This is a genomic window from Candidatus Binatia bacterium, from assembly GCA_029243485.1.
Taxonomy (GTDB): Bacteria; Desulfobacterota; Binatia; order UBA12015; family UBA12015; genus VGTG01.
The window spans coordinates 12144-30635 of sequence record JAQWRY010000088.1 but is presented as its reverse complement, the minus strand read 5'-3'; the positions used below and the strand labels follow the sequence as shown (position 1 = coordinate 30635).

General features: G+C 64.5%; 15 protein-coding genes. 7 read left to right on the top strand and 8 right to left on the bottom strand.

Annotation, left to right across the window (positions count from 1 at the left end):
• Window positions 1-69: 69 nt before the first annotated feature.
• Entirely contained in the window at window positions 70-1029 is a 960-nt protein-coding gene (locus P8R42_28570) for an alpha/beta hydrolase (GenBank protein MDG2308553.1), read from the top strand.
• Between the two features lie 43 nt (window positions 1030-1072).
• Here P8R42_28570 and P8R42_28565 read toward each other — a convergent pair whose 3' ends face one another.
• On the bottom strand, window positions 1073-2740 hold the full coding sequence (locus tag P8R42_28565; protein MDG2308552.1) for an NAD-dependent malic enzyme: 1668 nt from the start codon (window positions 2738-2740) through the stop codon (window positions 1073-1075).
• Between the two features lie 16 nt (window positions 2741-2756).
• Window positions 2757-3998, bottom strand: a complete 1242-nt coding sequence (locus tag P8R42_28560; GenBank protein MDG2308551.1) for a hypothetical protein — start codon at window positions 3996-3998, stop codon at window positions 2757-2759.
• Between the two features lie 155 nt (window positions 3999-4153).
• Here P8R42_28560 and P8R42_28555 point away from each other — a divergent pair, with 155 nt between their 5' ends.
• The 4 genes from P8R42_28555 to P8R42_28540 all read left to right on the top strand — a co-directional run bounded on the left by P8R42_28555 (window position 4154) and on the right by P8R42_28540 (window position 7181).
• Window positions 4154-4573: a thiamine pyrophosphate-binding protein gene (locus P8R42_28555; GenBank protein MDG2308550.1), complete on the top strand. Its 420-nt coding sequence runs from the start codon at window positions 4154-4156 to the stop codon at window positions 4571-4573.
• Window positions 4570-6168, top strand: coding sequence for an FMN-binding glutamate synthase family protein (locus P8R42_28550; GenBank protein MDG2308549.1), 1599 nt, complete (start codon window positions 4570-4572; stop codon window positions 6166-6168). Before P8R42_28555 ends, P8R42_28550 begins: the two co-directional genes overlap by 4 nt.
• A gap of 482 nt (window positions 6169-6650) precedes the next feature.
• Window positions 6651-6794, top strand: coding sequence for a hypothetical protein (locus tag P8R42_28545; protein MDG2308548.1), 144 nt, complete (start codon window positions 6651-6653; stop codon window positions 6792-6794).
• Between the two features lie 21 nt (window positions 6795-6815).
• Window positions 6816-7181, top strand: a complete 366-nt coding sequence (locus tag P8R42_28540; protein MDG2308547.1) for a TraR/DksA C4-type zinc finger protein — start codon at window positions 6816-6818, stop codon at window positions 7179-7181.
• Between the two features lie 342 nt (window positions 7182-7523).
• Here P8R42_28540 and P8R42_28535 read toward each other — a convergent pair whose 3' ends face one another.
• A complete protein-coding gene (locus tag P8R42_28535) occupies window positions 7524-8627 on the bottom strand; it encodes an aminoglycoside phosphotransferase family protein (GenBank protein MDG2308546.1) in 1104 nt (367 codons plus the stop codon).
• A 57-nt stretch (window positions 8628-8684) separates the two neighbouring features.
• Between P8R42_28535 and P8R42_28530 the strand changes: the two genes are divergently transcribed.
• Together P8R42_28530 and P8R42_28525 are read left to right on the top strand one after the other, a co-directional pair.
• On the top strand, window positions 8685-10052 hold the full coding sequence (locus P8R42_28530; GenBank protein MDG2308545.1) for a DUF481 domain-containing protein: 1368 nt from the start codon (window positions 8685-8687) through the stop codon (window positions 10050-10052).
• A 4-nt stretch (window positions 10053-10056) separates the two neighbouring features.
• A complete protein-coding gene (locus P8R42_28525) occupies window positions 10057-11034 on the top strand; it encodes an LLM class flavin-dependent oxidoreductase (protein MDG2308544.1) in 978 nt (325 codons plus the stop codon).
• Between the two features lie 39 nt (window positions 11035-11073).
• Here the strand turns inward: P8R42_28525 and P8R42_28520 are convergent, their stop codons facing one another.
• The 5 genes from P8R42_28520 to P8R42_28500 form a co-directional block, all read right to left on the bottom strand.
• Window positions 11074-12984 (bottom strand): DUF3604 domain-containing protein, encoded by a 1911-nt coding sequence (locus P8R42_28520; protein MDG2308543.1) that lies wholly within the window; start codon window positions 12982-12984, stop codon window positions 11074-11076.
• A gap of 95 nt (window positions 12985-13079) precedes the next feature.
• Entirely contained in the window at window positions 13080-13721 is a 642-nt protein-coding gene (locus tag P8R42_28515) for a TetR/AcrR family transcriptional regulator (GenBank protein MDG2308542.1), read from the bottom strand.
• A complete protein-coding gene (locus P8R42_28510) occupies window positions 13718-16072 on the bottom strand; it encodes a DUF3604 domain-containing protein (protein ID MDG2308541.1) in 2355 nt (784 codons plus the stop codon). Before P8R42_28510 ends, P8R42_28515 begins: the two co-directional genes overlap by 4 nt.
• A gap of 137 nt (window positions 16073-16209) precedes the next feature.
• The gene (locus P8R42_28505; GenBank protein MDG2308540.1) at window positions 16210-17841 is read right to left on the bottom strand and encodes a hypothetical protein; all 1632 of its coding nucleotides are present in this window, start codon (window positions 17839-17841) and stop codon (window positions 16210-16212) included.
• Complete coding sequence (locus P8R42_28500; protein MDG2308539.1) at window positions 17838-18470, bottom strand: isochorismatase family protein; 633 nt, start codon at window positions 18468-18470, stop codon at window positions 17838-17840. The genes P8R42_28505 and P8R42_28500 overlap by 4 nt, the downstream gene beginning before the upstream one ends.
• Window positions 18471-18492 lie beyond the last annotated feature (22 nt).

The window sequence follows — 18492 nt, the reverse complement described above, 5'->3', positions numbered from 1 at the left end:
GAGGGTCGACCGGATTCCACGTTGGAACAAGGAGGTGCATCCGGCGATTTACTTCGGTAGCGAAAAGCCATGCCGACACTTCTCCGCCTCGCCCTTCCCGCGCTGCTCCTCTTCGCCGCTTGTGGAGACAACGCCACGACCGGCTCCGGTACAAGCCCCGCAGCGCCCGTCGGCAGCGGAGAAATCCACGATATCCAGATCGAGGCGAGCGGATTCGTATTCGACGCACGGGCGGCGGGTCCCGAAAACGGCGTGCCCGTCATACTGCTCCATGGGTTCCCGTCCTCGTCGTGGGAGTGGAAGGACCAGCTCCGCGCGCTCGGCGAAGCCGGCTACCGAGCCGTAGCACCGAACCAGCGTGGGTACTCACCGGGCGCCCGACCGTCGGCGGTCGAGGCCTACGCGATCTCCAATCTCCTCGCCGACGTCCTGAACATCGCAGACGCGCTCGGTTTCGATCGATTCCACCTCGTCGGGCACGACTGGGGCGCGAGCGTCGCCTGGGCGGTGGGTCTCGCCGCCCCGGATCGCCTGCTCACGCTGAACCCGATCTCCGTTCCTCACCCCGACGCCTTCCAGTCGGAGCTCTCCGACCCGACCTCGTGTCAGTACGAAGCATCGAGCTACTTCGACACGTTCGTCCAGCCCGGTTTCGAGGAGGTGTTGGTCGGCAACGACAATACGATCTTACGGTCCATCTTCGAGGGCGTGCCCGCTGAGGACGTCGAGGTCCACGTGCAGCTCATCGGCAACCGTGAGGCGATGCGCGCCGGCCTCAACTGGTATCGGGCGAACCTCACCGGCCGATCGACCAGCCTCACCCCGAACCTGTCGGGCTCCATCCGAGTCCCGACGATGTTCATCTGGAGCGACGAGGACTTCGCTCTTTGCCGTGAGGGCGCGGAAGCCACCGGCGACTACATCGACGCAGCGTACCGGTTCGAGGTCATCGAAGGCGCGAATCACTGGGTGCCCGAAGTCGCAGGTCCCCAGGTTTCGGCTCTGCTCTTGGACCACCTCGGCTCGTAGGGCGAGCGTCGCGGGTCCAGTACTCCCACCCGGCGCCCGTGTTTCACCCGCCGGAATACGCGGGCTCCCAGAACCGTTCATCGATCCGACGACGCAACTCCTCGGGCGACGTCTTCTCTGCATGCCCCTGCCGCTGCGCCTCGGCTCCTACCGCTTCGGCGAGGTCGCGCGTGACCCTCCGGATTTCGGCCAGCGGCGGCAGTAGCGCCGCCGTCGGATCCTTGCTGGCGGGCGCGGCCGCCCCCAGGGCGCGTGCCGCGGCACGCATCATTTCATCGGTCACACGCTTCGCACCCGACGCGATCACGCCGAGTCCAACCGCCGGGAAGATATACGTGTTGTTGCACTGCGCGATCGGGAAGGTGCGTCCGTCGTACGAAACGGGGTCGATCGGACTCCCGGTCGCCACGAGCGCGCGACCCTCGGTCCACTTGATCACGTCGGCGGGCGCGGCCTCCATACGGGAGGTCGGGTTGGAGAGCGGGAACACGATTGGCCGGTCGGAATGGGCCGCCATCGCCCGGAGAATCTCTTCGGTAAAGAGCCCGGGTTGCCCGGACACGCCGATCAGAATCGTTGGCTTCCCCTGCTGCGCGACGTCCAGCATCGAAATGCCACCATCGGGCCCGTTGCGCGTCCAGCTCTCGAGCCGCGCCTGCGGTTGCGCGAGCGCTTCTTGGAAGGACGGAAGTCCGGTCATACCGTCGTGGAGCAATCCGGGACGGTCGACCATGTAGATCCGGTCGCGCGCCTCCCGGTCGGACAGGCCCTCCTCCCCCATCGCTGCCACGATCTGCTCGGCGATGCCACAACCGGCCGAACCGCCACCGAGGATCGCAACCGTCTGGTCGCACAAGTTGCTGCCGGCGGCGTTCACCGCCGAGAACAACGTCCCGAGAGCCACGGCGGCCGTCCCCTGAACGTCGTCGTTGAACATGCAGAGCTGGTCACGGTAGCGACCAAGCAGCGGCGTGGCGTGCTGGAACGCGAAGTCCTCGAATTGGAGGAGGACATGCGGCCAGACCTTTTTCACAGCGTCCACGAACGCATCGACGAAGGCGATGTACTCGTCGCCGGCGACACGCTCGTGTCGCCAACCGATGTAGTGCGGATCTTTCAGCCGTTCCTCGTTGTTCGTTCCGACATCGAGGAGGATCGGCAGGGTGTTCTTCGGATGGATCCCGCCGCATGCGACGTAGAGCGAAAGCTTCCCGATCGGGATCCCCATACCGCCGGCGCCCTGATCGCCCAGACCGAGGATCCGCTCGCCATCGGTCACCACGATCGCTTCGACATCCTCCGCAACGTAGTTGCGCAGCATCTCTTCGATTCGATCCCGATGCGGATACGGGACGAAGAGCCCCCGAGGACGCCTGTAGATCTCACTGAACTGCTGGCAGGCCGCGCCGACGACGGGCGTGTAAATGATGGGCATCATCTCCGCGAGATGGTCGATGACGAGTCGATAGAAGAGGACCTCGTTCGTATCCTGAACCGAACGCAAGTACACGTGCCGTTCGATCTCGGTCTCGAATCCGCCGAACGCCTCGTACGCCCGAGAGGCTTGCTCCTCGAGCGTTTCGACGTGCGGGGGGAGGAGCCCGTAAAGGCCGAGTGCAGCGCGCTCGCCCTCCGAGAACGCCGTCCCCTTGTTCCACAGCGGCTCATCGATGAGCTCGCGTCCGCGCAGGCTCTGTCCGGAGGTCTTCATCATTGCCCCTTCGTGATCAGTCGAACACGTTGCCGTGTTTGTAGTGCTCGTCCTGCCCCGCCGCCTGGGTCAGAGCGGCTACGTTGTCCTTGGTGAAGAACCCCTCGTAGCCCAGACAACGCTCGACGTACTCTGTGATCAGCAGGCTGTAAGCCGAGTGCTTCGAGAAGATCTGTTTCAGGTTGGGCTTGTCCGTGCACTCCCCGACGACCTGCGCCAGGAAGGGAACCCCGGAGTCGCGAAGCGTATCGACGACGAAGTCGAGGTTCTTCACGCCGCTCGCATGATCGCCGTCCTTCACCTCCTGCGCGATGTGATGCATGCGGCGGCCGAAGTTTCGGACGAAATCCTCCGTCGGCATCGGGAGATTCTCGAAGGAGTTCACGAAGGACGGCGTGTTGTTCGCCGTAAACACCTTGGCGGGCGAGTCCTTGTCGTCTTCCACGTTCGGATTGCGGCTCACGTTGGTGGACGAGTTCTGTTCGGCGATGTTGTAGGCGCCCCAGAGGTAGTAGGGAGACATCGTCAGGAACTCGAGAATCGCGTCCTCGCGCTCGCCAGCCAGAATCCGCGACGCCATGTGATCGACGCCGAGAATGAGCGACTTGAGCCCGTTCTCCTCGGCGAACGCATCGGCCGCATCGAGGCGGGCCTGCTCTTCCGCCGTGATCTGAATCGTCTCCCCGAGAGGGAGTTCCGCAAGGTCGTCGAGGTTCGAGTCGGTGTACCCCACACGATTCGTCGTGCTGTCCGATGGGAACGTCCACAGGAACCGCCCAGCGGCATAGAACGGATTCTCGACTTCGCCCGCATACTCGAAGCGAATGTTGTGCGACTCGAGCGTGTCACGCGTCGCTCCGAGATCCTTCGTGTGGAAGACCTCACCGACGTAGCGGGCATTCCGCTTGTCCCGGGCGAGCGGGTACAGGCGATTGAGCCGGGTGATGGGATCGATGAACTGCGCCGAGAGCGGTTCCAGCACCATGAGGATCGGTGACGTCGGTCGGGCGCGGAGCATGTGAACCTTGTGCGTCTCGCCCAGGCGGACGGACTCCAAGCGATACGGCGTCGTGTGATAGACTTCCTCCAGGTATCCGAGGGAGTCCCCCGTCTCGACCTGGATCACGATCGCACGCATCGCGCCGAGGAGGTCCTGAACACCCGACGCCTGTCGACGCTCATATATCTTCAAGCGGTACTCGTTGAAGAAGTCGGAATTTTTCTTGTCGCCCACGGGCTCGTAGGTCATCAAATCCATTGCACCACTCCCCTTCATCGGCCGGTGGCCCGGTCCTGCCGTCCGTCGGCCAGCACTACACCGGCCCCCGTGGCAGGTCCAACGCCCCGCGAGGTGCCCCGTTCTTGTTCGGTCTCGGCAAGTGTGATTCGACCGGTCGAGATGGTGGAGTCCCGATGAGTCAGAACGTCTGTACGAGCCTACTCGACATTCTCGCCACGGCCGGCGTCCGAGACATCTTCGTAGTCACGAGCGACGCGCTGAACACCCTGCTCGAAGCGATCCGCACCGACGACCGCTTCCGCTGGATCGGCGTGAGACACGAGGCGCCCGCCCAGGCCGAACTCACCGGCGGCATCGGCGTCTCCGCCGGCCCGGGCGCACTGCACCTGATCAACGGGCTCTACAACGCAAACAGGGAAGGGGCCGACGTCGGCGGCCCTTTCCTGATCGACGCGGTCGTCAGCCCCGGCGAGTTCACGATGCCGCCAAATCTGTCGATAGATGAGGCCTGGGGCTCCGTGGCGAGCACGATTAATGGAAAGGTTGCCGCGACGAGTTCATGGCCAATCTGCGGTGAGGAGGAGGCTGCATGATCCACCAAATTCGAGGGTTCATTCTTCCAGGCGTCTGCGTGCTGCTGGTCGGCGCGCTCCTACTGTCGGTTCTTCTGTCCCCGGCCTACCTGTGGTTCGCCGGCTTCACGGCGCTCCTCCTGGTGGTCGGAATCCATGACGTCGTCCAGAAGCGTCACAGCATTCTGCGGAACTATCCGATCCTCGGACACCTCCGCTTCATGCTCGAAGACGCCGGCCCCGAGCTTCATCAGTACCTCGTAGAGAGCAACACGTCGGGCACACCTTTCGCGCGAGACCAACGGTCGCTCATGTACGAGCGGGCGAAGAACGTCGGCGACAAGAAACCGTTCGGCACCGAGCTCGACGTCTACGCCGAGGGCTACAGCTGGATCGCCCACTCCCTCGCGCCGAAGCCCCTGGCCGAGAACCCGTCCGAGAGCCTGCGTACTCTCGTGGGCGAAGGCCGCTGCGAGAAACCCTACTCCGCGTCCGTGTACAACATCTCGGCCATGAGCTTCGGCGCACTCAGCGCCAACGCCGTGCTCTCGATGAACGCTGGCGCGAAGAAGGGCGGGTTCGCCCACAACACCGGCGAAGGCGGTTGTTCGCGCCACCACCGCCAGAACGGCGGCGACCTGATCTGGCAGATCGGCACGGGCTACTTCGGCTGTCGCACCAACCAGGGCACGTTCGACGAGGAGACGTTCCGTGAGCAGGCGAGTCTCGACCAGGTGAAGATGATCGAGATCAAACTCTCGCAGGGCGCGAAGCCCGGCCACGGCGGCATTCTGCCCGCGGCGAAGGTCACCGAAGAGATCGCAGAAGCGCGCCGCGTCGCGGTCGGAGAGACGTGTATCTCGCCTCCCGGACACTCGGCGTTCGACACGCCGATCGGCTTACTCGAGTACGTGACGAAACTGCGCGAGCTCTCGGGCGGGAAGCCGGTCGGCTTCAAATTGTGTGTCGGTGACCCGGGCCAGGTGTTCGCGATGTGCAAGGCGATGCTCGAGACGAAGCTGCTCCCCGACTTCATTACGGTCGATGGCGGTGAGGGCGGTACCGGCGCCGCACCGATCGAGTTCTCCGATCACCTCGGAGCCCCGCTGCGAGACGGCCTGATCCTGGTTCACAACGCGCTCGTCGGCATCGGCGTTCGCGACCAGCTTCGGATCGCCGCGAGCGGGAAACGCACGAGCGGGTTCGAGATCGCAGCCGCGATGGCGATGGGGGCAGACTGGTGTAACTCGGCGCGCGGCTTCATGTTCTCAGTAGGCTGCATCCAGGCGCAGACGTGCCACACGAACAAGTGCCCCGTGGGGGTCACGACGCAGAACCAGCAGCTCCAACGCGCGATCGACGTCGACGACAAGGGCAAGCGGGCCTTCCACTTTCACCAAAATACCGTTGAGGCCCTGGCGGAGGTCACCGCGGCCGCCGGCCTCGACCACCCCTCGGGCCTGACCCCGGACCACCTGTGGTGGCGGCTCAGCCTGAGCGACGTCCGCCCGGTGAGCCGGATCTACGAATTTTTCGAGCCAGGGCAGCTCCTGGACGGGACCGTGAGCGAGAACCTCCAGCCCTACTGGGAAGGGGCCCAGGCCTCGAGCTGGTAGATTCGATTTTACACTCGAGCGTCAGAATTCCTGCATCCCTACCGCGTGTAGTTGCGCTAGGTTGGCCGGAATCCCGCATCCCGGCACTCCGGAACCTAGTGAATCTGCATGCTCGTCCGACTCCGTCCGCATCCTCGTGCTGTGATCCTTGCGGGGGTGGCGCCCGCCGCCCGCCTGCTCGCTCCCTCCTCCGCCCTGGCCCAGGTCTGCGGCATCGTCGAGGCGGGGAAGAATGCGAAGAGGGCGACCGCTGCAGTTCGAGCTGCGAGCTGATTCCCGACGGCACGAACTGCGAGGACGGTGACGTCTGCTCGACCGTCGGCGCCTACACCGCGAGCCCCTCCTCACCGGCGGCCTGTGGCAACGATTACGTCTGCTGCAAATCGAAAACGAGCAAGGACACGCAAATCTTTTTCCCAGTCGCGAGCTATTCGGTCACGGATGCGATCGGCGGGGTTGCACAGAACCCGAATGCTCACCTCATGTGCTATCAGGCGAAGCGTGCACCGGGTAAGCCCAAGCATCAGCAACTCACGAATGCGCACACTGCGGATCTCTTCGGCTCCCTCCAGATCGACACGAGCAAGGAACGCGAACTCTGCGGCCGTGTCGGCGACACCTTCTGACGGTCCTCACGGCGCGCCCCCGTGGACGAGCTGACGGCAGCGCAGCGGCAGGAACTCGCGGAACTTCTGCACGCACTCGACGCAGAACTCGTACAGGCGCTCGAGCTCGCCGCCGAGGGAACGGCCACGGTGGAGCTCGATCAGCAGTCCGTCGGGCGGCTCTCTCGGATGGACGAGATGCAGAGGCAGGCGGTGGCCAAAAGCGGGCGCCGGAGCCTCGAACTTCGGTTGCAACAGGTCCGCGCCGCGCTCGTCGGCATCTCTCGTGACGAGTACGGGGACTGCCGCGCGTGCGAGGAACCCATCGGCTTCCCGCGCCTGAAGGCGCGGCCCGAGACCCCTTTCTGCCTCGAGTGCCAGGGGGCCCGCGAGGGCAAGCGGAGGTGACCCCCTGCAAGTCTCAGGCGGCGATCTTTCTCGCAACGGGATCGGCAGGGACGTTCCTTAATCTCGGCGGTTTCTCTAGCTGTCACTCTTGTGACGGCTTCGTCGTCGCACCTCGGCGTGGGAGCCTTGGGTAGTTCGTCTTGGTCTTTGCGGGGGCACTGGAGTTTTTGCTGATCTAGGCTGGCTGCGGGAGTCGCTGTCGCGTCAGCGTGAATCCCGCAGGCGGCTCCCTTCCCTGCGTGACAAGAAACCCGCCTTCGCCGAGGACCTCGCGGAACCGGTAGTAGCTCCCGTGTCGCGGAGTCCGGCCGGCCGATTTTCAGGGCCGCGGCGCGGCGCGGCCTAGCGAACCGCCTCGATGCATTGAGACAGAATCTCGGAATTGGACTCGATGGAGTGGAGCAGAGTGAGCTGCGTGCGCGCTCGGTCGAGATTCTGCCTCGGGCGCGTCGTTCGGAAGTAGGAGTCGCCCTCGAGGTAGTCCGTGAGGAACCGCAGCCCGACGATGAAGGTCATGAAGCGGCCGCCGAGAAGAAGGTGCTCGATCTCCGAAGACGTCGCGATCGATGACACCTCAGAGAGGAAGCCCTCGGTCACGGCCCGAAACATCTCGACGTCGACCGCGACCTGACGAAGGTCGCGCTCGTCTTCCGCCGCACCACAACTGGCCGTACGCACGAGATCGCCGTAGTCGAAGAGCAGCGTGCCCGGCATGACGGTATCGAGATCGATGACGGCGACACCGCGCCCGGTCTCTTCGTCGAGGAGGGCGTTGTTCACCTTCGTATCATTGTGGGCTACCCGAACGGGCAGACGTCCCGACGTGCGAAGTGCTCGGAACTCCTCTTCGATCGCAACGCGCGCGTACACGGCCTCGAGCTCCGCCTCGACCCCCCCCACGCGGCCGACCGGATCCATGGCGACGACCCCTCGCAAGCGGGCGAGTCGACCATCGAGGTCGTGGAAACGCGGAATCGACTCGACCAACGACGAAGGGTCGAGATCCGCGAGTTCCCGCGCGAAGCGCCCGAACGCGCGCGCCGCCTCACGTGCGACCTCCGGACTCGGCGCGGCATCGTAGGTCCGCACGTTCTCGATGTGGGTCAGCGTCCGCCAACAGCGCCCCGCAGCGTCGCGCGACACGAGCCCCCCGTCTCCAGCGGGCACCAACACGGGGACTTCCCAGCGTGGCCCGTCCGCGGCCGCGACCGCTTTCTCACGGAGGTGGGTCGTCACTCGGTCCACGTTCCGCATGAGCCCGGGGATGTCCTGAAAGATCTCCTCGTTGATGGCTTGGTGGACGTACCGCACGACCTCCCCCCCCTGGTCGAACTCCGAGAGGTAGGTCTGGTTGATATGACCGCTGCCGTAACGCGTCGCGCGGAGCCAGGTTCCGTCGATCTCGAACGCGGCCCCGACCTCGCGCAAATCGGGCTCTTCCACCATGGGCTGGGCCTACCAGAACAATGGCGTCCGCGCGCCCGCAACGCTAGAGCCAACCGGATGCGCACGATCCGCCGGAGGCCCCGCATTCGATTCATCAACACCGCGATCCTGATCTGCGGCCTTGCTCTGCTCGGCTCGCCGTGGCCCGCTCACGCCGACACGGTGAAGCTGGCCAACGGCGACGTCATCACCGGGAAGGTGAAAAAGCTCGCCGAGGGCAAGCTCGTCATCAAGACCGACTACGCCGGCGAGCTCAGCATCGACACCAAGCACATCGTCGCCGTGGATACGGAGGCACCGTTCACCGTCCGCTGGGACGACGGAAGCGAGAAGGTCGGGCGCTTGGCGGAGTCCGAAGGCAAGACGGACATCGTCGCGACCGACGCACCGCCACCGACGGACGAGATCGTCGCGGACACCCCGAAGACGGACCCGACCAAACTAGCCGCCGACGCCCCGACGACGGACTCAACCGAGGTGGCCACCGAAAATGCCGCCCCGACGGAGCTCACGCAAGACGCCGACGCCGCGGAAGCGGAAGCCGAAACCGTCCTCGCCGAGTTGGAACCGACCGATGCGCCGGACGAGGAACTCACCGAAGCCAAGGAGGCCGCGTCCGCTTCGACTGCAGCGGCGACCGAGTACGCATTAGAGAAGGGCTTGCCGACGCCGGTCGCATCCGAGGTCGGCGAAGTGAACATGGCGAAGGTCGACTGGATCAAGCCGATCAAACCGTACTACCGTTACGAAGGCAGCTTCAATGTCGGCCTCAACGCCGCACGAGGCAACACCGACACGACCGACGTCCACATCGACGGCAAAATCGCGCCGTCGTTCGGCCGCAACACGATCGCGATCGGCGGCGACTACAACAAGTCCGAGGCGGACGGGGTCGTAAACAAGTCGAATTGGACCATCCAGGCCGAGTACGACCGCGAGTTCGGCGTCCGCCGCCGCTGGTTCGGCACCGTCTTCAACACCTACCAAAACGACGAACTGGCCGACCTGAATCTTCGCATTACGGCGGGTGCCGGTGTCGGCTACAAATTCTTCAACCAACGGCCCACGCTTCTGAAGATCTCGCTCGGCCCCGCCTACGTCAACGAGGACTTCGCGACCGACCTCGACCGAACGTTCCTCGGCCTACGATGGGCACTCAACTTCGAGCAGGACCTTTGGAGCGAGGATTTCCTCCTCTACCACAACGACACAATGACCTTCGGGGTCTCCCAAACGCAGTTCGTTCTAAAGACGGCGACCGGCGTCAAGATGAAGCTGATCGCCGACTTCACCATCGCGGCCGAGCTCCGGTACGACTATAACGCGGAGCCACCACCCGACACTCTCAAGACCGACACCTACTACATCCTCAAGATCGGCTATGACTTCCGTGGGGACGAGACCGACTGGTTCCCACAATGGTGACGCGATGAAGATCTCCTGCGGATTTCCCCCGACGAAGAACGTCGTCGAACACGCGCGACAGGCCGAAGGACTCGGCTTCGACCGGGCCTGGATCTTCGACTCGCCGGCACTGTACGGAGATCTGTGGATCGCCGTCGCACGCGTTGCCGAAGGCACGAAACGGATCGGCGTCGGCACCGCGGTCGCGGTACCGAATCTCCGACATGTTCTCGTGACCGCGTCGGCAATAGCCTCGGTCGAGGAGCTCGCTCCCGGACGGCTCGCTTGCGCATTCGGCACCGGCTTCACCGCGCGCCTCGCGCTGGGCCAAAAGGCTCTCACCTGGAAGTACACGCGGCGGTACATCGAGCAGCTCCGCGCCCTCCTCCGAGGCGAGACGGTCGTGGTCGACGGCGGCGCCTGCCAGATGATCCACTCGCCCGGCTTCGCACCCACCCGCCCCATCGAGACCCCCTTGCTCGTCGCCGCCATGGGACCGAAGGGCACGGGCATCGCGAAGGAGATCGGCGACGGTGTCATGAGCGGCTCGACGCCCATTCCCGACTTCGACTGGTCGACGCTCGTCGTCTCGGGGACCGTGCTGGAGTCGGGCGAAGATCACACGACGCCGCGCGTGATCGAAGCCGCGGGTCCGTGGTTCGTGACCAGCTACCACGGAATCTTCGAGATGGCCCCGGACATGATGGAGAGCCTCCCCGGCGGACCGGAATGGCGCGCCGGCATCGAAGCGGAACGTCCGGAGGGAGAGCGCCACCTGGCCCTCCACGAGGGCCACGTGGTCGCCGTCTCCGATCGTGACCGTCCTCTCATCGAGTCCGCCGGCCCCGCGCTCCTCGACTGGAGCTGGACCGGGGACCGCTCCGCGATCCGCGCGAAGCTCGACGAGGCGAAGGAAGCAGGCGCGACCGAGATCCTCTACTCACCCAGTGGCCCGGACGTGCCGCGCGAACTCGACGCGTTCGCGAATGCCGTGCTCGGCTAGGCGCCTCCGTCCGCGAGGTGGACCGCCGACGCTAGGCGTTCAGTTCGGCGGGGTGTACCAGATTGGTGACGACCAGGCGCGCTCCTGGATCGTCTTCGGCAGGGCGTCGTTCGAACAGGCGGCCGGCCGCTCGGCCGGATCAATTTCCAGACACTGCCAGGTCGAATATCGGCAGCTTGGGTTCTCTACGACGCGCGCGTAGTAGACGGCGCGACGATCAGGATCGAACTCCGGATCACGCCACACGCCGCAGAGAACATCGTGCCCCGGCCCGCTGGGCTCACACGTCGTGAGATCGACCGAAGCCCCGTTCTCGGCGCTGCCCGCGACGTCGTAGACGTTCTGGTGGATGCCCCCTTCGTCGTCGGCCCACCCCTTGATGATCTGAACGCGCTGCAGCAATCCGCCCGGCGCACGATCGGTCCCCGGATCTCGCATGCCGACCGTCACAAAGGACGGGCCCGCGTCGTCGATCGGACCGAGATCGCTACCCATCGGCACCCCACCTGCGTAGGCCCGCGAAACCAGATCGGGGGTGCCGCACAGATCCTCCGGATAGCCGGCACCACCGAACAGTCGCACCTTCATCCGCGGGCCGCTCGTGCCGAACACTTCCTTGCGGCGCATCGCCGTGAAGATCGCCTCGCGGGAGTTCTCTTCCGCCCAAACACCGATCAAGCCGCCGGGATTGTTCGACGCGTTCCCCTGAACCTCGCTCGAGTAGGTCGTCCGATTGATCGCGCTGAAGTCGCCTATACCTAGATGGCCCGGATACGTCCGCTCCTCGACTCCGCCGGCCATCCCATTATGGGTGTCGGTGCTCGCCATGATCCCGAACTTGAACGGATTCACGCCGAGTCGCCGCTCTTCCTTCAACCCCTCGACCAGCGCGTGGCGCACGTAGCTGCGCGGAGAAATGCAACTCGGGCCCAGATGCGGCACCCAGTCCACCAGCGGGCCGTCGTAGCAGGGGCCGGGATCGGCTGCGCCCGAAATGGTCTTGAACGCCAGATTCTCGAACTTCTCGAAGCCGCACAACTCGTCTGCACCGCCGAGGACCCCATCGATCCCATCACGGCATTCCGAATCGCCTTTGTGCTGCATGATCTCGACCAGCGGCTCCATTTGCGCGCGGAGTCGCGCCCGATCACGCTGCTCGTCAATCGACCACGTGCCCGGGTAGTCGACCTTGAACATACGACCGTTGGAGATGTTGGAGTTGTGCGGAATCGCGAGCACGTCGCAACCGGTGCCCGCCTCGATGCAGTCGCGGCGCAACACATCCCAGAGCTCCCACTCGCGCGTTGCCTCGAGATAGCTCGTCACCTCGTCGGGCACGCTCGCATTCCGGAAGATCACGTTCCGGTGCAGGTTCGAACCCATCCGGAAGGAGCTATACTCGTAGGCTGGAAACGTCGTGTGCTCGCACGCCTCGCTGGTGTCGTTCCAACGCTCCGCCGCGGCGACGGTCTCTTTCCACAACGCGGCAGACTCTCGGGCGCAGCGCTCGCCTTCCTCCCCGCACACGTCGTCGTCACGCCAGTTCCAGGGGCTCATGATGTGGAAGAGAAGCTGCGGAGCGCGACCTTCGCCTGCCCGGAAGGTCTCGCAGAAACCGGAATCGTAGCCCTCGGCCTTGGAGTCCGTGCAAAGAACCCCCTCACCGAGAAACTCCGCATGATCCGTGACCGCCGCAAAGTCGAGGGGGCGGTCGATCCGCACCGTCCGCGTGCCGTCGCCGTTCTGATCGTTCGGCGGAAGGTCGATTGTCTCACCAAAGGCGTATCGATAGGCGCCGTTCGGCGTCACACGGACATCGAACATCCACGCGTCACTCGAGTTCGCCGTGTGAACGTGGAGATCGCCGAAGAACGCGTCACGATCCGGATTCCAATCGGCACACTGACGCGCCACCGGCTGGGCGGACGACTCGACGGCCGCCGGCAACACACTCGGTGCGCGATCATCGCTGCAGCCGTTTAGGCCGGGAACAAGGAGGAGCGGAAGGAAGGGGAACAGGGCGGAAAGTCTTTTCGAAACGCGAATCAGCCTTCCCCTTCGCGAAGGATCCGCTCGAGCGTTCCTTCCAGAGCAGCGAGCTCGCCGGTGAAATCGGCCTCCTCATCACGCATTGTGACTTCGAGGGCAAACCCCGAGAGCATCGCCAGCGCCACTCGTTGGGCGATCGCGTGGCGCTCGGCGGGGATGTCGAAGTCCGCGAACAACGTCGCCCAGGCCCGCCCGACCGCCGAAATCGCCCGCCGCCGGACCTCGTCCGCACGCGGCTTGAGGATCTCGTCTCCACGCGCAGAGAGGAGAATCTCTACGCCCGCCCGGTAGAGGGGGCCGCTGTAGTGCGGCCACAAGCCCGCGACCAACGCGTGAACCCGCTCGGCAATCGTTCCGCGGACCTGGGAGATCTCCTGCAGTTCGGCGACGATCCCATCAAGCGAATTCTCGACGACCGTCACCAGAATCACGTTCTTCTCACCGAAGTGGTGCTGGATCGCACCCCAGGTGAGGCCCGCACGTCGGGCAATGCGATGGGTCGTCGTCTCCGAGGGGCCCAGCTCAGAGATACACGCGACCGCAGCCTCGAGAATCTTCGAACGGCTCTCCGCGCTTCGTTCAGCCTGGGTCCGCCTACCCCGAACGACCGTGCACGCACCTACCGCGCCGTTGCTCACCGACTGGTACCCAATGCCTTCCCGCCGTTCATCTCGACCCACATGCGGCGATGCCGGAGCAGCATGTTGCCGCTCGTGAGGACCACGTGAACCATGTGCTCGTCGAAGCCGATGGATGAAAGCGGCATGCCGATGGTCTTCAAGCTGATCGTCGCACCACCGTTGCCCTTGATCTTGACCTTGAGGAGCTTGATGCCGCCGAGCGTGCCGAGCGGATCCTTCAAAAGCCACGTCGTGCCCTTCTTCACCATCGTGCCGGCCGGGACGGTGACCGAGTACACGACCGCGGCGTCCCGGATCTCCAGCGTGAGATCGTTCGCATCCGGGTCGAGATCGGCGTGGGCCTGGACGATCTTCGCGAAAACACGAAGCTCTTCGTCTCCCAGCGCGATGCTCTTCTTCAGGATCTTCGCTCGCATCTTGGAGAAGGTCTCCGGGCGGTAGAAGATCGGCGAGGTAACCGCGCGCTCCTGAATCGTCTCCGGCAGGCTTCCGTCGCAGCAGAGGGCGAACTCGGGCGGGACGACGCCGTTGCAGTCGACCGCCGCGGTGTTGCACAAGTACTGCGACCAGCGGCAGGACGGGTTCTCCACGACGCGAGCGTAGTAGAAGGCGCGTTCTTCCTTGTGGAAGGCCGGATCGGTCCAGGTCGCGCAAATCGTGTCGAAGCCCGTGCCGGTCGTCGTGCAGGTCGCCGTGTCGACACCTGCGCCGTTGTCGGGGTCTCCGCCGATGTCAAACGTCTCTTCGTGCTTGTTGCCGGCGCTGTCGACCCAGCCCTTCACGACCTGAATCCGCTGCAGGTCGTTGCCCGGCAGACCCGAGGGGCCCGGGTCTTTGGTCGCCAAAACGGCAAATTTCGGACCACGACGGCCGAACTCGCCGCCCATGGGAACACCGTTCACGTAGCCCTCGCGCGCGAAGTCACCGCTCGAGCAGATGTCCTTGGGCAGACGACCTGCGAAGAAGCGGACAATCGGCCGCGAGCCGGTCGTAGAGTACACCTCACGACGATCCATCGCCGCGAAGAGGGCGTCGCGGGAGTTCTCTTCCGCCCAGATGACCCCTAGGCCACCGGGGTTCGTGCCTGCGTGAAACAGGCTGTTGTCGATGATCTGCTGCTCCGGCGTTTGGTCAAAGGCCCCAACGTGGCCGTAGTACTCATCCTCGCGGACGAGGCCCGACATGCCCATGTGGCCGTCGGTTGCGCTAATCATCCCGTAGTTCATCGGGTTCACGCCGATGCGACGATCCTCCTGAAGGCCCACGAGAAGCGCGTCCCGAACGAAGCTCGCCTGCTCAGGGCTGCTGGACGGCAATTGCGAACCGATGTTCGTCTTCTCGAAGCCGCACAGCTCGTCGTTCGGCGAGAACAACGTGTGACATTCCGAGTCTGCCTTGTGCTGATTCACCTCGACGATGGGCTCGATCCGCGAGCGAAGCGCCGCGTCCGCAGCGGTGTGGGGCGACAGGTCTTCGTTCTGCGGAAGGAACATCTGGCCACCGGAGATGTTCGAGTTGTGCGGAATGGCCAACACGTCACAGCCAGTGCCGGCGTCTTCGCACTGCGTCTTGAGAGCGTTCCAGAGACCGTGCGCATGGGGCTCTTCGTAGTAGCTGATGGGGAGCGGCACGACGTTCTCGTTCCGGAAGATCACATTGCGATGCAGGTTGTTGAAGTTGGGATTCCCCGACCATTCGTAGCCGACGAATGTCGTGAAGCCGCAAGCATCACTGCGATCGTAGTGCGCCTCGGCATCCGACTGGATGCTGCCCCACACCGTCGACGTGACAGCGAGGCAGTCCACGCTCCCGGCGCCGCACCACGCAAAGCGCGGCGTGGGTGCATTGGTGGGAAAGTAGAACGCAAGAAAGCTCGCCGCATCCAGCGGTCCGTTGAAGCTCTGACCGATGTCGGCGCGAAGGAGCACACACTCCGGGGCATTGTACTGGGGGTGGCCGGGGTCCAGGCAGATCTGGGTCTCGCCGAGGAACTCGCCATGGTCGGTCGCTATCGCATAGTCGAGCGGCCGCTTCAGCTGCGCCGTCGCCACCGGGTTGCCCAGGGTGTAGGGCAGCGCTGCGCCCTTGGCGAAGTCGTACGCGTCGCTCGGGTAGTTCGGTGTGCTGTTGACTACGGCGTCCATGGATAACGCCGTGTGCACGTGCGTGTCGCCGAAGTACGGCTGCCGCAAGGAATCGTAATCCAGACACTCGTCGCGTGTCTCGGTTCGTTCCCATGGCCCCTGCCCCGCGGCTGCGGGCAGCGCGAAGCACAGCACTGCGAGGGCCAGCACGGCGCTCGAGAGGAGAGAGGGACGAGTGGCGGAAGAAGGCAAACACGAGCTCATGGGCAGGACCTCCAGCGTCGAACGGAGAGAGACCCCCGTCTTTACAGGCCATAAAGAAACATCACAGAGATGATGTTTGTCAACGGCCAAATGCCTCCGGTCTCGAAATGCGAGACGCAAGAGCCCCGAAAGCACCCCTAGCGGAGGTGCCCGATGTCGTAGCGCTTCACACCGAAGAACCCGCCGAGCAGCAGGTCGCCGTCCTCCAAGAGGGTGGTAATTCCTCCCCAGTTGTTCCAGAGCACGCTGTCGTCAGGGAAGGACCACCGGGCGACCTCCGCCCCAGTCTCCCAGTCGATGGCCCGATACTCGTAGGTCCCGTCGACCTTGGTCGCCACGTAGGCGAGGCCGTTGTGGGGCGAGACGGTGGGCGGCACCCAGTCGGTGTTGTCGATCTCCGGGAGGAACCAGGTCGCTTTGAACCGGTTCTCATCGGCGTCCCACTCGAACTTCTGGGCGCCGAGAGGGGCCTTCCTCGTTGTCCCCGCCAGGAACGCGTTGCCGACGATGTTGAGCGGAAAGGGTGCCGACTCCGGGTACGTCGAGTTCAAGAGGACGACGCCGGTGCCGTAGGCCGCCGGTGAAGCCTCGACGGTCGTCGTGGCCGCCGGGATGGGGATCTGATCGGCGATTCGCCGCGAACGGGTCCCCGGCTTCTGCTCGAAGTCCGCCGGGATCTCCTCGCGCCAGAACGCAACGAGTTGGGCTCCGTTCGGGTTGCCGTCCGAAATCAGAACGAGCTTATCCTCGTCATCACCAAAACCCATGAGAGTCGGCGTCGTGCCGGACCCGTGTGAAGCCGCGCCGAGATCGATCGCCTCGCCCTCGGGCATGACGTCATACAGACTGACCCAGGCGCCCTCCTCGTCGTCCATGGAGAGCTTCTCCCCGGTCCAGACGACGCGCCGCATGTTCTTCGACGTGACGACATAGATGCTCTTCTCGTCCACGGCGACGGAGTTCTCGACGTGCTCGCCCGGGAAGAGCAGGTAGTCCTTCCGGTTCAGGTCGCGATCAAGGACGAAGAGTGCGCCGGTCGCCGCGACGACGATGTGACCATCGTAAGTCATGGAGATCCCGAGGATCCTCGTGATTCCCTCCGCCACATCTTCGGGGAGGCCGTCGGTGATCTTCACGTCGCGCACCGGCTCGAGCGGTGCGCCGATGTCGTTGCCATCGAAGGCCTTCAGGAGTCGGGTCCGATCGAAAAACGTGTAGTAGTAGCCGTCTCGATCGATCACGCCGTACGCGCCCGATCCGCCGTTGCTCCAATTCATCTCGAGGTCGAACATCATGTAGGCCGAGTACAGGAGCAGCCGCAGGTCCTGCTTGTTCCGACGCTTCTCGTCGATCTTGTCGACGAACCACGACAGATCCTCACTCGTGACGTCGGTGTGCTCGGTCTCGAGACCCGGATACGGCATGAACGAGACGAGTTCGAGCGACTCGCCGGTCGCGTTGATCTTCGCCGCGCCGTGCGGCGTGCCCGCGATCACCGTCGTGTGCTCGCCGACCTTCTTTACGATCGGCGCCGAGCACCAGACGACGGGGACGAACTGCGCATCGGCCCGGTCGAGATTCTTTCCCCTCGTCGGCCCGTCGACGATCGTTACGTCGGTCTGGGCGGGGTTGTGGTGCGACATGGGGTACGGACCATCCGCGGCAAAGGAATTGGGCGCCGGGAGCGCCGCATGACCGGCGGCGGCGACCGGAACGCAGAAACCCATCACGCCGAGAAGCGCAAACGCTACGATCGCCCGCAGACTCAACAAGCCACCGCGCCCAACGCCTTCACGACCGCATCGCAATCCGTGACCGTCGCGAGCATTCTCATGCTGTTCTTCAAAACCTCCTCGCCGTACTCCGCCGGCGTTCCGATGACGCCGTCGTGCGGAATCACCACCTGATAGCCACGGTTCACCGCCTCGATGGTCGTCCCGAGGATCGCGATGTTCAGACTGACACCGAGAAGCACGACGGTCGTGACGCCGAGACTCCTGAGAATCGAGTCCATCTCGGTGTCGTGGAAGAGGGATACGCCGTGATACCGCGGCACCTCGTAGTCGGATTCCACCGGTCCGAACTCCTCGATGACCTTTGCCTGCTCGCTACCCGCGAGAAGCGGCGGCGCACCGGACTTCGCCGTGACGGTGAACAACCGGCAGTTCATCATGACCCCGCCGCCGTCCTCGCGGCGGTGCACGGTCCCGTGTAGGACCGGAGCGCCCGCGGCGCGCGCCGCGGCGAGAACCCGGGCCCCGTTGGGCACGATTCCACTCGCTCGCACCTCTTCGACCAACGCCGGCAACGGCCCATTCGGGCCAATCACGCCGCGTTGACATTCGGTAGTGAGAACGGCCACCCTCGGCCGGAACAGAGCTTCGAGATCAATCGGCATCCCGCCGACCCTACCACCCGAT

What these genes read in the sequence shown, in the direction of transcription:
- P8R42_28570 (MDG2308553.1), top strand. Translation starts at nt 70, where the DNA reads ATGCCGACACTTCTCCGCCTCGCCCTTCCCGCGCTGCTCCTCTTCGCC.
- P8R42_28565 (MDG2308552.1), bottom strand. Translation starts at nt 2,740, where the DNA reads ATGAAGACCTCCGGACAGAGCCTGCGCGGACGCGAGCTCATCGATGAG.
- P8R42_28560 (MDG2308551.1), bottom strand. Translation starts at nt 3,998, where the DNA reads ATGGATTTGATGACCTACGAGCCCGTGGGCGACAAGAAAAATTCCGAC.
- P8R42_28555 (MDG2308550.1), top strand. Translation starts at nt 4,154, where the DNA reads ATGAGTCAGAACGTCTGTACGAGCCTACTCGACATTCTCGCCACGGCC.
- P8R42_28550 (MDG2308549.1), top strand. Translation starts at nt 4,570, where the DNA reads ATGATCCACCAAATTCGAGGGTTCATTCTTCCAGGCGTCTGCGTGCTG.
- P8R42_28545 (MDG2308548.1), top strand. Translation starts at nt 6,651, where the DNA reads ATGTGCTATCAGGCGAAGCGTGCACCGGGTAAGCCCAAGCATCAGCAA.
- P8R42_28535 (MDG2308546.1), bottom strand. Translation starts at nt 8,627, where the DNA reads ATGGTGGAAGAGCCCGATTTGCGCGAGGTCGGGGCCGCGTTCGAGATC.
- P8R42_28530 (MDG2308545.1), top strand. Translation starts at nt 8,685, where the DNA reads ATGCGCACGATCCGCCGGAGGCCCCGCATTCGATTCATCAACACCGCG.
- P8R42_28525 (MDG2308544.1), top strand. Translation starts at nt 10,057, where the DNA reads ATGAAGATCTCCTGCGGATTTCCCCCGACGAAGAACGTCGTCGAACAC.
- P8R42_28510 (MDG2308541.1), bottom strand. Translation starts at nt 16,072, where the DNA reads ATGAGCTCGTGTTTGCCTTCTTCCGCCACTCGTCCCTCTCTCCTCTCG.
- P8R42_28500 (MDG2308539.1), bottom strand. Translation starts at nt 18,470, where the DNA reads ATGCCGATTGATCTCGAAGCTCTGTTCCGGCCGAGGGTGGCCGTTCTC.